Here is a 14,660-nt window from a genome sequence, read left to right as displayed (position 1 = left end):
TCACACATAATCACCCAAATTTGCGTGCTGAAAAGCATAAACAATGGTCAATGCCGAACTTCAATATTACAATCATACTATTCACACATGCATAAACAAGTTTAGCATGTCCTTTCCTCCTTAATTAAAGTATTACATGAATTCATATCCTCTTTTCGTCAGCTGTCCGCGCGGGCTGGAAGCCACATTAAATCAGGAACTGGTTACACTGGGCTGCGAACAGATTCATAATCACGATGGTGGCGTTGCTGTTAATGGTGATTTAGCCAGCGTTTACCGGATTAATCTGCACAGCCGCGTGGCCAGCCGCGTACTCATTCGCCTGAGTAGCGGCCACTTTCGCCACGAAAACGACATTTATCAGCAGGCCAGAAAAATTAACTGGCCACAATGGTTTGACGTTAACAAAAACTTCAAAATTCACATCGAAGGCAAACAAGCACAGATTAACAGCCTCAACTTTGCCGCACTCAAAGTAAAAGATGCACTTTGCGATGTATTTCGCGACACAACCGGCAGCCGCCCCAGCGTAGAAAAATTTCGCCCCGATGTCCGTATTCATGTCTTCATCGAAAAAAACGAACTATCCATCTATCTGGATAGTAGTGGCGAAGCCTTATTCAAACGCGGCTATCGCAGCGATACCGGCGAAGCACCATTACGCGAAAATCTGGCGGCCGGCCTGTTATTACTGGCTGGCTATAATGGCAGCCAGCCATTTATGGATCCATTCTGCGGTAGTGGCACCCTCGCCATAGAAGCAGCACTGATAGCCACCAATACTGCCCCCGGACTAGAGCGCACCTTTGGCTTTGAAAATCTGCACAATTATAATGATGCCTTATGGCAGCAACTGCGCCGAACCGCGCTAGCCGCCAAAAGCCAGCCTCAGGCACCGATTTTCGGCGCCGACATAGATGGCAAACTCATCAAATTGGCACAAAACAATGCCCGCTACGCCGAAGTAGACCAGTATATTCAATGGCAGGTAAGCGATGCACTGGATACTCGCCCGAATGGTGCCAATGGCATCATGATAAGCAATCCGCCTTATGGCGTACGCCTTTCAGAAATCCAGCTATTACACGCTTTATATCCGCAGCTTGGTAGCTGGCTGAAACAGCATTTTGCCGGCTGGCTGATTGGCATGTTCAGTGCCGACCGCGATATGCCCAAACTGATGCGCCTGTCCCCAAAACGCAAAATCCCCCTCTTCAATGGTAACCTAGATTGCCGCCTGTTTCTGCTGGACATGGTAGCCGGTTCAAATCGACAGAAAGAGCATAAAGCATGACAACAACAGACCAAAATGAACCACAGCGCCTGTCTAAGCGCATGGCACAACTAGGCTTATGCTCGCGCCGCGAAGCTGATGGCTACATCGAACAAGGCTGGGTAAAAGTGAATGGCGTGACCGCAGTACTGGGGCAGAAAGTTATCGATTCCGACCGCATTGACCTTGACCGGCAGGCACATCGTCAGCAGGCCGAACGCGTTACCATCCTATTAAACAAACCAGTTGGCTACGTCAGCGCGCAGCCAGAAAAAGGCTACCGTGCCGCCGTCGAACTGATTACCGAAGCCAATCACTGGCAGGAAGACAAAAGCCGTATTCAGTTTCAGACAGCCCATACCCGCCATCTGGCACCAGCTGGCCGTCTGGACATAGATTCAGTAGGCTTACTGGTACTTACACAGGACGGGCGCATTGCCAAACAGCTTATCGGTGAAAACAGCAGCATAGAAAAAGAATATCTGGTACGCGTCAGCGGCCGTCTTAGCGACAACGGTCTGGCGCTACTCAATCATGGCTTAAGTCTGGATGGAGAAAAACTGCGGCCAGCCAAAGTCAGCTGGCAAAATCAGGATCAGCTGCGCTTTATTCTCAAACAGGGTAAAAAACGCCAGATCCGGCGCATGTGTGAGCTGGTCGGTCTGCGCGTTACCGGGCTGAAACGCGTGCGCATGGGCAAAATCAAACTGGGTGCATTGCCTCCCGGGCAATGGCGTTACCTAAGCACACAGGAACAATTCTGATATCTACCAGCCTTCAGAATAAAGCCTGTGTGATAAAAATTTTCACACTTTTATTTAAAATATATTTTTGACATAAAAAAACAACCTCAATATACTGCACCCAACATAATTTACTTAAACACTCATGAAAAAATTTTACTTAACCATATTAAGTGCAGTTCTATTATCTGCATGCGCAACTGAAAGTTCTCAGGTTCTGAACGTTCCCAAAGTAGAAACCTATCAGCAGGCCTACAATGGTGTAAAAGCACCGCTGGCTGTCGGCAAGTTTGATAGCCGTGGTAATCTCGGAGGCGGTATTTTCAGTAATAGCAACAACCAGCTTACCAGCCAAGCCAAAACCATTCTAATGGCAGATTTGCAGCAAACCGGTCGTTTTTCAGTATTAGACCGTGGTAATCTGGATGAAATCAAAAATGAAGCCAATATCAAAGGTCTGAATCAGAAAATAAAGGGCGCACGCTACGTCGTTACCGGTGCCATTACCGAATTTGGCCGTAGAAATATTGGTGACCAGCAACTATTTGGTATTCTAGGTCAAGGTAAAACACAGGTCGCTTATGCCAAAGTTACCCTGAGTATTGTTGACGTACAATCCTCCGAGATAGTCTTCTCCAGTCAGGGTGCTGGTGAATTCAAACTATCTTCACGTGAAATCCTCGGCACAGGCGGACACACAAGCTACGACGCCACCCTCAATGGCAAAGTACTGGATCTGGCTATCCGAGAAGCTGTAAATAATCTAGTACGCGGCATCGAACAAGGTCAATGGAAGCCACAACCCTAATATCCATCAGGTACAACAAATATGAAACACATCCTGACTACGGTCATAGCTGCCTTGTTATTAGCTGCCTGCGCAAATAATAATCAGCCGGCCAACTCACTTTACTACTGGGGTGATTTTAACAAACAGCAATATCAAGCCTTGAATAATGCTCTTACACCTCAGGAACAGATTGCCAACATGGAAAAATACTTTCTTGATGTACAGAGTAACTATGCCAAGGCAGCACCAGGCACGCATGCACATCTGGGGATGCTCTATGCCAAAGTAGGTAATCTGGCCGGCGCCAAAACCCAGTTTAAGATGGAAAAACAGGCGTTTCCTGAATCGACCGCCTATATGAATTTCTTACTCAAAAACGTAGTAGGAGAAAAATAATAATGCGTTTATTACGTCAATTATTACTGCCTTTATCTGTTGCCGCCATCCTGTCTGCCTGTAGTACCACTAGTAATAAACAGCCTTACGATTACAGCAAGTTCCAGCGCAGCAATCCTCGCTCCATACTTGTGGTACAGCCAACTAGCTCTTCAGTAGAAGTAAAAGCACCAAATGCAGTTATGGCACAATCAACCAGACCACTGGCTGAATCTGGTTACTACGTATTTCCAGTTGCACTAGTTAACGAAACCTTCAAGGAAAATGGCCTCAATGAAGGAGCAGAAATACAGGCTGTTGATTTGAATAAAATCCGTCAGGTATATAATCCTGATGCCATTTTGTATATGGATATCGACGATTATGGTACCAAATATCAGGTAATTAACAGCACCACTACCGTAAGTGTTAAAGCCAAACTTATAGATGCTAAAACTGGCGATGTTATCTGGACTGGTGCAAAACAAATCACCGTAAGTTCAAGTGACAACAAGCAACAAGGCTTTCTGGGCGCGGTTACTTCAGCACTTATTACCCAAATTAAAGACAAGGTAAAAGATAGCGCTTTCGATCTGGCCGGAACCGTTAATGCCAATCTGCTCTCGGCCGGTGTTACCAATGGTATTCTCTACGGACCACACCATCCAAGCTACCAAAAACCAGCTACATCCACCATAACACCCGTGCAGATACATAAATAAAACCAAAGCCCCTTAGTAAACCTAAAGGGCTTTTTAATTATCAAAGTAAGCAGTTTAAATACAAGTAAAACGCAATAGTCTCAAAAACGACTATCCGATAAATTGATAACCATGCAATTTCCCGTAGCTGTTCATGAATATCAGTTATCAAAACTCAAAGTAGATTTTTAGCTTTCTGCAGATACATGAAACAAAATACCATCAAACCAGCAGATTTTTTCATTGCCACCATTGCCGTTTTCACCTAAATTGTCACAAGACAAAACTGCGAAAAGTAAAGTTAATCAGTTAAAATACCCCACTCATAGAGCTACCAATTTAACCCCAGCAGAGTGGAACGGAACACATCAATGAGCACTCAAGCCAATCAGCGCGTACGCGAAATTCCTTATAACTACACCTCCTATTCCGACCGTGAAATCGTCATCCGCCTACTCGGCAGCCATTCGTGGGATTTACTGCAACAACTGCGCGAACAAAGACGTACCGGCCGTTCAGCGCGCATGCTGTTTGAAATACTAGGCGACATCTGGGCAGTGATCCGCAACCCCTATCTCATCGACGATCTGCTCGAACATCAGCACCGCCAGCAGGCACTGGTTAAAGAAATGCGCCACCGCCTGCACGAAATCCAGAAACGGCGTGACAACAACCAGCAAGTTGCCCAACTGATAGAAAATACCGAACAGGCCATCAACGACTTTGATCGCAGCTTCTGCACAACCCGCAACAAACGCGAACAAGTATTCAACCGCCTGCGCAAAATCACCCACAAAGACAACATCATGTTTGATGGTCTGGCACGCGTTACCCATGTAACCGATGCCACCGACTGGCGTATCGAATACCCATTTGTAGTTATCAATCCAGATCACGAAAAAGAAATTGCGCCACTCGTACGCGCCCTGATTGAACTCGAACTCACCATCATCCCACGCGGTGGCGGTACCGGCTATACAGGCGGTGCCATACCCATGGATGCCATGAGTGCCGTAATCAACACCGAAAAGCTCGACCAGTACAGCCCGGTAGCCTTACAGCAACTGCCCGGGCTAGAAGGCACTCACCCCGTTATTACCTGTGGTGCCGGCGTCGTAACCCGGCGCGTAGAAGAAGCCGCTACCGCTGCCGGCTGGGTGTTTGCCGTCGACCCCACCTCCGCCGATGCCTGCTGTATCGGCGGCAACATCGCCATGAATGCCGGCGGGAAAAAAGCCGTACTTTGGGGCACCACCCTCGACAATCTGGCATGGTGGAAAATGGTCAACCCACAGGGACAATGGCTGAAAATCGAGCGCGTGCGCCACAATTTTGGCAAAATCCACGACGAAACCACCGCCATCTTCGACATACACACACTAGATGACGACGGCTATTCCATCATCAACACCGAACGCCTCGAAGTACCCGGGCAGCGATTCCGCAAAGTAGGTCTGGGCAAAGACGTTACCGATAAATTCCTTGCCGGCGTGCCAGGTGTGCAAAAAGAAGGCACCGACGGCATCATCACCTCCGCCGCCTTCGTACTGCACCGCATGCCCAAATACACCCGTACCGTATGCATGGAATTTTTTGGCACCGTAGCCAACGCCACCCCGTCCATCGTCGAAGTACGCAACTACATGCTCAACCACCCAACCGTCAAACTAGCGGGTCTGGAGCATCTGGACTGGCGCTACGTGCGCGCCGTCGGCTACGCCACCAAGGCAGCCGGCAAAGGCCGCCCGAAAATGGTACTACTCGCCGACATCGTTGCCGACGACGAAAACGAAGTACAGGCCGCCGCAGCCCATATCGTGCGCCTGGCCAATGCCCGCTGTGGTGAAGGCTTTATCGCCATTACTCCCGAAGCACGCAAAGCCTTCTGGCTCGACCGCTCCCGTACCGCCGCCATTGCCCGCCATACCAACGCCTTTAAAATCAACGAAGACGTCGTTATCCCACTCGAACAACTTGGCAGCTACTCCGATGGCATCGAACGCATCAACATCGAACTGTCCATCCAGAATAAACTGGCCTTATGTGCCGCCATCATCGACTACCTGCAAACCAAACTGCCGGTAGACAAACTCGACACCGACCTGCCCAGCACCGAATTACTTGGCTCACGCAAACAACATGCACTAAATCACATTACCGCCATCCAAACCCGTTGGACTTGGCTGCTCAGCCACCTTGATGCCCCACTGGCCGACTACCTCAAACAATTCCCGCAACAACTCGAAGACAACGAACCGGCAGGCGAACAAAGCTGCTTTATCGCCATGCGTGATTTCCACCTGCGTGTATCCGTCAAACGCGACATCATGCAGCCACTGGCAGAAATTTTCAGCGGCAAAACCGATACCCTGATTCTGGAAAAACTCGACCAGATCCACCGCCACATCATCCGCGGCCGCGTCTTCGTCGCCCTGCACATGCATGCCGGTGATGGCAACGTCCACACCAATATCCCTGTGAATTCAGACGACTACGACATGCTGCAAACCGCTCACCACGCCGTAGACCGCATCATGGCACTGGCGCGCAGCCTAAACGGCGTGATTTCCGGCGAACACGGCATCGGCATCACCAAAATCAACTACCTTACCGCAGCCGAAATGCAGCCCTACTGGGACTACAAACAACAAGTAGACCCACACGGCCATTTCAACCGTGGCAAACTGATGCCCGGCGCCAACCTCGATAAAGCCTATACCCCCTCCTTCGAGCTGCTAGGCGTAGAATCTTTAATCATGGAGCAATCCGAGCTGGGCAAAATCGCCCATGCCATCAAAGACTGCCTGCGCTGCGGCAAATGCAAACCCGTGTGCAGTACTCATGTACCGCGCGCCAACCTGCTCTATTCCCCACGCAACAAAATCCTCGGCGTAGGCTTGCTTACCGAAGCTTTCCTGTACGAAGAACAGACCCGCCGCGGCGTTTCCCTGAAACACTTCGACGAACTCAACAGCGTGGCCGACCACTGCACCGTATGCCACCGCTGCATCAAGCCCTGCCCAGTAAAAATCGACTTCGGCGACGTAACCGTAGCCATGCGCAACTACCTGCGTAAAGCTGGTAAAAAGAAATTCAATCCCACCGTCTACATGGGCATGGCTTTCCTCAACGCCACCGATCCCAGAACCATCAAAGCCCTGCGTCTTAGCATCATCAAAACAGGTTTTGCCATGCAAAACTGGGGCTATAAAATGGGCAAACACTTCAGCCTTGGCTGGCTCAAACGCCAGAAAACTGCCCCGCGTGCCACCACCGGCAAACCGGAAATCCGCGAACAAATCGTCCACTTCATCAACCGCCCACTGCCGCGCCACGTACCCATTAAAACCGCCCGCGCACTGCTGAATATCGAAGACAACACCACCGTACCGATTATCCGCAATCCACAGGTAAGCGAAGAAGCCGAAGCCGTCTTCTACTTCCCCGGCTGTGGCTCCGAACGCCTGTTTAGCCAAATTGGTCTGGCCACACAAGCCATGCTGTGGCATGTAGGCGTACAAACCGTACTGCCACCGGGCTACCTGTGCTGCGGCTACCCGCAAACCGCCGGCGGCAACAAAGACAAAGGTGACCAAATCACCATGGACAACCGCGTCCTGTTCCACCGCGTAGCCAATACCCTCAACTATCTGGATATCAAAACCGTAGTTGTAAGCTGCGGCACCTGCTACGACCAGCTTACAGATTACCATTTCGATAAAATTTTCCCCGGCTGCCGTATACTCGATATCCATGAATACCTGCTGGAAAAAGGCCTGAAACTGGATGGCATCAAAGGCCAGCAATACCTGTACCACGACCCCTGCCACACACCCATCAAAACCACCCAGCCAATCAAAGTAGTTAACGAGCTGATGGGACAAAACGTGCCCCTGTCCGACCGCTGCTGCGGCGAATCCGGCATGTTTGCCGTCAACCGCCCCGATATCGCCACCCAAGTACGCTTCCGTAAACAGGAAGAAATCGAAAAAGGCAAAGCCAAACTACCGCAGGGCGAACCAGTAAAAATCCTCACCAGCTGCCCCGCCTGCCTGCAAGGCCTCAGCCGCTACAGCGACGACACCAATATCAAAGCCGATTATGTCGTGATTGAAATGGCCAAGCATATACTGGGTGAAAACTGGCAGGAAGAATTTGTGAAGAAAGCCAGTAATGGGGGGATTGAAAAAGTGTTGTTGTAAACTATTAAAATAAATAAAATTTAATAATTTATAAAAGAAGATTTTTAATAATTAAAATATTAAAAATCTTCTTATACAATATAATTAACTATATTCTTTGATAAGAATAGATAAGGCAAATATTTGAATTTTTCACATAATAATGAATTTGAATTGTATATACCCCATAGTTACAATTAGATGATCCATAATAATTACTTTCTTCTCAACTCTTTAGGAAGAAAAGCATCTATCTCATCATCAGAGAAAGTCATATCTTCAAGTTTTTTCAATGCTTTTTGAGCTTCCAGGTAAGCTTTGTGATTTGTGCTGGGAGCACCAATATAGGCAGCGTATAACTTTGTTGCAAGCTTGTCTCTTTGAATGCGAAGAACGTCAATTGATACAGCACCCATGCGTAGATCTATTAAGAGAGAGAGATATTTCTCACGGATGATCCACAACTCAGCTCCTGCCTGTCGATGTTTTTGGGCAATTTCGCCGAGATCGTAGTCTTTAGTGTAAGAGTTGAGGGCAAGCAAAATTGTAGACAACACTGCTGCTAAAAATGTACCACACTTCTTATATTCAGCCATTACGCTAAAATCAAAAAATGCTATCACCAATCCACCTGTCACGAAAGCTGAAAGGACTATTTGGCAAAGTTTTATCACTTTGTCGCGTTTAAAAAGCATATCCGCACATTTTTCGTGTGTCTTATGAGAATATATAACTCGCCCATAACACTCGCGTAATTGTCCTTCAAGAATTTTTTCATTATCAGTCATAATCGCTTCCATCTGCCACTATTGGAACGTGTATTCTGTCTTTAGCAACAACGATATTATTTTTGACAAGATAGCATTCAACTACATGATCTCCTTGGAAGTCGCTGCTTTCTTCCTTCACTCGTTGACCACTGTCTAACACGATCTGGCCACGAACACAATTTCGACGTTGCGCTTCTTCTCCCCTATTTAAAACTTTCCAGTAAATCTGAAAAGGCTCTTCTACTTGTGGCCATTCAGAAACACGAAATTTAAGTTTTTTCTTTGCTTTCAGTGGAATTCTCATTTCCAACATATCGCGGAGCAAGAATTTGCGAAAACCGTTTTGGGTGACTTCGCAGTCAATTTTTACTTGACAACATATATCAACAGGGAATTTATCTTCAATAAACTCTTCAGTTGTGATCTGGGTTTGTGAAATAGAAGCTTTAGAGATTTGTTCCTGTGCTGCTGGGAATGGTCTTCCATAAACGGCTTTCCATTTTTCATTAACGTTATTATTTTTTTCCTCTGCTTCAATCGCTTTGAGGCAAAGCTCATAAGCCTTCTTTGCTCGTTGTTGGAATTTTTTCTTTACTTTTACTCGTTGTCTACTTCCCGGAGCAGCATATTCTTTTTGATCTGGAAGTTCAGAAATATATTTAAAGAAATCACGGCTTAGACAGTCGTAGTCAGAATAGCTTTTATCGTCATACTCAGGAGTGGAAGTAAGAAAGTTATAAGCTAGTGTATCGATGAGCAAACCACCCATCTCAATGCCATGTTTATTTTTCCATGCACGTACCATTTTGCATAATCGTTTTAAATTTAAATTTTTTTCCTTATTCAGACTGTTAACTGCCTCCATTTCTTCCTTTGGTTTGGTAAATTTCCAACTACCACCATTCTTGGTATCAGGATATTTGTAACTCCCATCATCTTGTTCAAAAACAGGCTGCACTTCGATATGGAAATTCGTATAAGTGACAGTTACCACAAGACGATCAACTTGAACCTTAGTTTTTGGATAGCGTTTGGAAATTGCCTCTTTCGTATCTTGCAAAAGCTTTAATTGACCACCAGATGTGTTGTAATTTTTCCATTTGGATTCAGGCATAATGTAGAGCATATCCAAGTCAGAAATATTATTAATACCCGTTTTTCGACCAAAAGATCCCACCTGAAGCGTATTTGCCGTCTTTGAATCTGTATCTCGAAATTGTCTGTTGAGTGCTGTTGTAAGCTCACCATAGCGTGTGCTGATAGTTTCAATATTTTGTATGAATAAATTCTGTACAAATTGCGAAAATATTTTACAAGTGCTCAATTCTGTTTTCCTTCAGTGAGTTTTTTTAACAGGCATACCTCTGGAATAATTAGATAATCCTTTATGAAATACAAGCATATTCTCAAACATGCTCTTTCATATTTATTATTTAAATTTATTGAATATATTATTAATTAAAATGTTGCTACTACCTTTTAAGTATACCCATAAAACATTCTGTACAAAACAATTTTTTTATATTGTATGCGTATTTAAAATATAGTAACAAATATCTTGACTTATAAAGTAGTAGTATAATATATTGGATTTTAAAATAAAACAAAGAACTAATATAAGCAAAACAGTCAGAATTTATTTTCGCGCTTCAACTGATGAACAAAATTTGCAAAGGCAGCAAAAATTAATTGAGAGGCCAAAGCTCAAGGTCTAGATAGGCTACACTAACTTTATACAAATTTTTTAAGAGGCAAGGTAAATTTAACCCTAAAAAGAGAAAGATGGTGAATCAAGAAAACGCACATTGAATTGGATACAAGAATATAATTTGACATTATCCATTTCCATTCCTGAATAAATTAATCAAGCAAAAGCGGTTCATTTAAGACCCAAAATTACCGACTCCAGATGAAATTAAAGCATGTCCTGATTCTCCAGCAGCAAGGTTTGGCTGGGGATATGCAGGCGTTCGAGCAGGAATTTACCTAATGTACTGGTAAGAAAATCAATATTGTAGCTGGCACTCTCACAATATTCGATGATGGCGTTAAGCTCATGCTGCTTGAGCTTTTGGGCTTTTTCTGTGCCGCTGTGTTCTTTGTCTTGAATAATCACCAGCTCTCTAGTCTGTTCGAGCAGTATAGCTGGGCTGTTCTTAGGCTGGCGGCAATACATTATAGCTGGTTTATTATGCACTTCCGCATTAGTTTGCTATTTAGCACAAGTGTGATGTTTACCGTTGCAGAGATTTGCTAGCAGCCGGACGTTAGCTTATTTTATTGGTGATTTTACTTGTAACCGGTTGTCACTGGGATGGTGAAGTTTACAGTATTGTGCTCTTAACTTAGACTGCTAACAGATTAACATCAACTGATTCTCAGTAGTGTGCTTCTTATGCGCAAAAAGTTATGCAGTAATTTATCATTAAGCCTAATACTTATGACCTCGCTGTACATGTGCTTAAATTTTAGCTTGAGCTGAATCATTTAATGCTAGCTGCCCATATTAGGAAAATAATCAGAGTAAAGGACTAATTTAAATAAAGCCATGCTACTTTTGTGCGTTTAAACCTAGCAGATTTGTGTGCAAGGTATACAAATAACATGGATTTAAAAATACTATTTATGGGTGCAATCTGAATCATGCCGGTTATCAAATCCGCTATCTGATGGAATATAGGCAATTTCACTACTGATATCTTCTATATTTATAATGTCTTTTTCTTTCAGACTAGCTTTAGTCGTTATTAGTAAACGAATGCTTTCTGTACCAGCCCTACCATCTGTATATTTGACCTCAAACAGATTATATTTTGAAAAAAGTATAGGATTGATTAACAGCATTTTGCTATGACAATAAACCAGCATCAATCCCAGCATACCAATTACATACATAAACATGTATTTTTCATTTAAAGACGATTCAAATAGTAGCGTAAATACAGCATATGATATTAGATATACAAATCCCCAACTGTCCATTTTTTGCTCAAATTCTGATTTTTTTTCATGTTTTTTATCCGGTTTTTTTTGCCATATCCGAATTATCCACGGTATATGCTTTCTATTTGATTTAACTTCTGCATCTATTTGAACATCTTTCTTGGCTTCTTTGAGCAATGGCCAGTAATAAAATATAAGTATCAATACTAATGCTAAAAAAAGAACAGATGGTAGCTTTGATTTTGTATTGTTAAAAATTTCACAATAAAAACCAAAAATAACGATTAATATTGAGGGATCAACCATGCTTAAATTTTTTATCTGCAAAATTGTTACTTTATTCGGGAAATACTCTTTTTTATAGCTTAATTTTTTCAAATAAAAATAAGTATTAAGGCTACCAATCACCGCAAGAAATAGCAGAATGGTAGCCAAGCCAAAATAGTGCAGATAAGTGTGAGTGATATAATCTGCACTCCAGCTAGTCCAGCTCAGGTAGTTGCTATATTCGCAAAATTGCCAGATTGAAAGGCATAGAAACATCGGTGTATAAGCGATAAGAAATAATCCGATACGTGTTGTAAGTTTAAGCCCGTATGTAGTCATTCTTTCCTCTTCTAAATTGAAATTGCCCTTTAGCTATCAATATGCCAAATTATTTGAAGATAGCTTTTACACCTCTAATGCTAATTTAATTAAAATTATATTATATTTACCTATATATGAATATATTTAGATTAAATCACAAGCTGGCTAAATTTTTGTACCAGAAATAAGTCGTTAATTAAAAAATCCCAAAAATCCAGAAAATCCTCAAAATCAATTTTTTTCTTTAACGGCATCATAAGCACTAAACAGCCGATTCAATGTCCATCATTAACAATCACCTGAATATTTGACTCATCACAATGTAAATTGTTTGATATATTGAGTAAAATAGTTACTGAAAAAGCATTACAAATATCCTGAAAAACAGAAGAAAGGCAGAACAGATGAGCAAAAAATGGATTGGGCTGGCGCTGCTGGCAGCATGGCAACTAAGTAGCTGTGCCAGCCGTTTTGAGCCCTTTGTTGGCGTCACCTCGGGTAAAAACCGCATGTATGCCGCACCGGTAGAGGCATATGAATACAACTATGAAAACCTGAGTGGTGGCAGTATTGGCGGCGGCTGTATTCCGAATACCAATGGCGTTGATGACTATGAAGTCGGTAAAAAACGCTATGGGGGTGGGGGGAGCTGCGGAGTGGCAGCTTTGCGGGCGAAATGGACACCGGGTATGACCATGCATATTTCCTGGAAACTTTTACCCTATCCAGGCTGGCGACCGAGAGTATTAAATTTGCCGGGTTTTAATCTTGATCATAAAGAATTAGATATTATTGAGCAGTATAATGAATACTATTCCACTGATATCCCCTTACCGCCACCGCCGCCATCAGCCGGTGATGATTTTGGCGAAGTGGCCAATATCACCGTGCATTTCCTAGCGTGCAACCAGATATTTATCACCTATGGCACCATAGAAGAAGGACAACAGCGCGAGTACTGGAAGCAGTTTGCCGAAAGCCAGAAACTGTGCACACCACGGCCGAGCATTAAATCCATGGCGGATTACCGCAAAAACAAGGCCAAGCTGGATGCAATCAAGGCGGAGCGCGCTAAGATTCCGCAGGTTATTTTACCGCGTTATATCCAGCGCTTGGAAGCAGAAGGTAAGCTGCCAGTGAGCAGCCAGAAATAAGTGGTTAAGGAGTGAAAAATGGCGGGTAAACAAATCAAAAAAATCGGCGACAGCATCAAGAAAATAGGTAAAGAGCTGGAACATGCCGGCAAGGAAATTAAAGAAACGCTCGGGGATACGCTTGGAGAATTATTGCCTGGTAAAAGTATTGAGTTCAAATGGCCGGTAACACATAAGCCGAAAATATTCCCCACTGAGCCCGGCGGCCTTAATTAAAAAATTCCAAAAATCCAGAAAATCCTCAAAATCAATTTTTTTCTTTAACGGCACCAATAAGCACTAAACAGCCGATTCAATGTCCATCATTAACAATCACCTGAATATTTGACTCATCACAATGTAAATTGTTTGATATATTGAGTAAAATAGTTGCTGAAAAAGCATTACAAATAGCATAAATCCTGAAAAACAGAAGAAAGGCAGAACAGATGAGCAAAAAATGGATTGGGCTGGCGCTGCTGGCAGCATGGCAACTGAGTAGTTGTGCCAGCCGTTTTGAGCCCTTTGTTGGCATCACCTCGGGTAAAAACCGCATGTATGCTGCGCCGGTAAAGGCATATGAATACAACTATGAAAACATGGATGGCGGCAGTATTGGCGGCGGCTGTATTCCAGGTACTAATGGCGTTGATGACTATGAAGTCGGTAAAAAAAGCTATGGGGGGGGGGCTACTTGTGGTGCTGCGGCGTTGCGGGCGAAATGGACACCGGGTATGACCATGCATATTTCTTGGACACTATTACCCTATCCGGGCTGGCGACCGAGAGGATTAAATTTACCGGGTGTAAATGTAGATCAAAAGGAAGAGCGCATCATTGATAGTTATAATGAATACTACTCCGCCGATATCCCCTTACCGCCACCGCCGCCATCGGCCGGTGATGATTTTGGCAAGGTGGCCAATATCACCGTGCATTTCCTAGCGTGCAACCAGATATTTATCACCTATGGCACCATAGAAGAAGGGCAACAGCGCGAGTACTGGAAGCAGTTTGCCGAAAGCCAGAAACTGTGCACACCACGGCCGAGTATTAAATCCATGGCGGATTACCGCAAAAACAAGGCCAAGCTGGATGCGATCAAGGCGGAGCGCGCCAAGATTCCGCAGGTTATTTTGCCGCGTTATATCCAGCGCTTGGAA

13 protein-coding genes are annotated in these 14,660 nt (G+C 44.3%); 9 read left to right on the top strand and 4 right to left on the bottom strand.

Annotated features, from left to right (window positions below):
* The first annotated feature begins 136 nt into the window (after nucleotides 1-136).
* The 6 genes from MJ761_RS08355 to MJ761_RS08330 all read left to right on the top strand — a co-directional run bounded on the left by MJ761_RS08355 (nucleotide 137) and on the right by MJ761_RS08330 (nucleotide 8,084).
* Nucleotides 137-1,294: a THUMP domain-containing class I SAM-dependent RNA methyltransferase gene (locus tag MJ761_RS08355; RefSeq protein WP_093091382.1), complete on the top strand. Its 1,158-nt coding sequence runs from the start codon at nucleotides 137-139 to the stop codon at nucleotides 1,292-1,294.
* The gene (locus MJ761_RS08350; RefSeq protein WP_093091380.1) at nucleotides 1,291-2,037 is read left to right on the top strand and encodes a pseudouridine synthase; all 747 of its coding nucleotides are present in this window, start codon (nucleotides 1,291-1,293) and stop codon (nucleotides 2,035-2,037) included. The genes MJ761_RS08355 and MJ761_RS08350 overlap by 4 nt, the downstream gene beginning before the upstream one ends.
* Nucleotides 2,038-2,161: 124 nt before the next feature.
* Complete coding sequence (locus tag MJ761_RS08345; protein ID WP_093091378.1) at nucleotides 2,162-2,824, top strand: CsgG/HfaB family protein; 663 nt, start codon at nucleotides 2,162-2,164, stop codon at nucleotides 2,822-2,824.
* A 21-nt stretch (nucleotides 2,825-2,845) separates the two neighbouring features.
* A complete protein-coding gene (locus MJ761_RS08340) occupies nucleotides 2,846-3,202 on the top strand; it encodes a DUF4810 domain-containing protein (RefSeq protein ID WP_093091376.1) in 357 nt (118 codons plus the stop codon).
* Nucleotides 3,203-3,204: 2 nt separating this feature from the next.
* Nucleotides 3,205-3,903: a DUF799 domain-containing protein gene (locus MJ761_RS08335; protein WP_093091374.1), complete on the top strand. Its 699-nt coding sequence runs from the start codon at nucleotides 3,205-3,207 to the stop codon at nucleotides 3,901-3,903.
* Between the two features lie 350 nt (nucleotides 3,904-4,253).
* Complete coding sequence (locus MJ761_RS08330; protein ID WP_093091373.1) at nucleotides 4,254-8,084, top strand: DUF3683 domain-containing protein; 3,831 nt, start codon at nucleotides 4,254-4,256, stop codon at nucleotides 8,082-8,084.
* 194 nt (nucleotides 8,085-8,278) lie between these two features.
* On the opposite strand, the gene MJ761_RS08325 is transcribed toward MJ761_RS08330, so the two are convergent.
* From MJ761_RS08325 to MJ761_RS08310, 4 genes are all read right to left on the bottom strand, one after another.
* Nucleotides 8,279-8,851 carry an SLATT domain-containing protein gene (locus MJ761_RS08325; protein ID WP_093091371.1) on the bottom strand — a complete coding sequence of 191 codons (573 nt, stop codon included), beginning with the start codon at nucleotides 8,849-8,851 and terminating at the stop codon, nucleotides 8,279-8,281.
* Nucleotides 8,844-10,157, bottom strand: a complete 1,314-nt coding sequence (locus MJ761_RS08320; RefSeq protein ID WP_093091369.1) for a nucleotide-binding domain-containing protein — start codon at nucleotides 10,155-10,157, stop codon at nucleotides 8,844-8,846. The genes MJ761_RS08325 and MJ761_RS08320 overlap by 8 nt, the downstream gene beginning before the upstream one ends.
* 591 nt (nucleotides 10,158-10,748) lie before the next feature.
* Entirely contained in the window at nucleotides 10,749-10,949 is a 201-nt protein-coding gene (locus MJ761_RS08315; RefSeq protein ID WP_239450460.1) for a hypothetical protein, read from the bottom strand.
* 503 nt (nucleotides 10,950-11,452) lie between these two features.
* Complete coding sequence (locus tag MJ761_RS08310; protein WP_093091365.1) at nucleotides 11,453-12,382, bottom strand: hypothetical protein; 930 nt, start codon at nucleotides 12,380-12,382, stop codon at nucleotides 11,453-11,455.
* A gap of 386 nt (nucleotides 12,383-12,768) precedes the next feature.
* Between MJ761_RS08310 and MJ761_RS08305 the strand changes: the two genes are divergently transcribed.
* The 3 genes from MJ761_RS08305 to MJ761_RS08295 all read left to right on the top strand — a co-directional run.
* Nucleotides 12,769-13,518 (top strand): DUF3304 domain-containing protein, encoded by a 750-nt coding sequence (locus MJ761_RS08305; protein WP_239392903.1) that lies wholly within the window; start codon nucleotides 12,769-12,771, stop codon nucleotides 13,516-13,518.
* Nucleotides 13,519-13,536: 18 nt separating this feature from the next.
* The gene (locus MJ761_RS08300) at nucleotides 13,537-13,734 is read left to right on the top strand and encodes a hypothetical protein (protein ID WP_100150420.1); all 198 of its coding nucleotides are present in this window, start codon (nucleotides 13,537-13,539) and stop codon (nucleotides 13,732-13,734) included.
* A gap of 212 nt (nucleotides 13,735-13,946) precedes the next feature.
* Nucleotides 13,947-14,660, top strand: a 714-nt coding sequence (locus tag MJ761_RS08295; RefSeq protein WP_239450459.1) for a DUF3304 domain-containing protein, incomplete at its 3' end; no start/stop codon positions are given.

It is taken from the genome of Snodgrassella communis (assembly GCF_914768045.1).
GTDB classification, from domain to species: Bacteria; Pseudomonadota; Gammaproteobacteria; order Burkholderiales; family Neisseriaceae; genus Snodgrassella; species Snodgrassella communis.
Note: the sequence above shows the minus strand (reverse complement) of the source record. Positions and strands in the feature narration are given on the sequence as shown.